We start from the raw sequence: 345 nt of genomic DNA, 5'->3' as shown, positions 1-345 counted from the left end.
ATGCCCTCGATGGCGGCGGCCGGCCGCTCGGCCAGGTCGACCGTCACCTTCACCGGCACCGTGCAGCGCGAGGCGACCGAGGACAGCGCGGCGTCCAGACCCCGGTCGGTCAGCACCGCCGGATGGATGCCCCGTGCGAGATCCCGCAGCTCCTGCAGCGCCAGCTTCACCTCGCCGTGCGCCTCCTCGACCATCGACGCCGCGGCGTCGGGGTCCTCCAGCAGCTTCTCCTTGGCCAGGCCCAGCCCCATGGCCAGGGCCACCAGCCGGGCCTGCGCCCCGTCGTGCAGATCGCGCTCGATGCGCCGCAGGTCCGCCGCCGCCGTGTCCACCACGACCCCGCGG

1 protein-coding gene is annotated in these 345 nt (G+C 75.1%); it reads right to left on the bottom strand.

Going from position 1 to position 345, the window contains the following annotated elements; translation table 11 throughout:
* Window positions 1-345: sensor histidine kinase (locus tag KUM38_RS43945; RefSeq protein WP_217137228.1), on the bottom strand; the 345-nt coding region annotated here is incomplete at both ends.

Origin of the sequence: Streptomyces sp. AC558_RSS880 (assembly GCF_019049255.1) — a bacterium.
In the GTDB taxonomy this organism is placed as follows: domain Bacteria; phylum Actinomycetota; class Actinomycetes; order Streptomycetales; family Streptomycetaceae; genus Streptomyces.
Note: the sequence above shows the minus strand (reverse complement) of the source record. Positions and strands in the feature narration are given on the sequence as shown.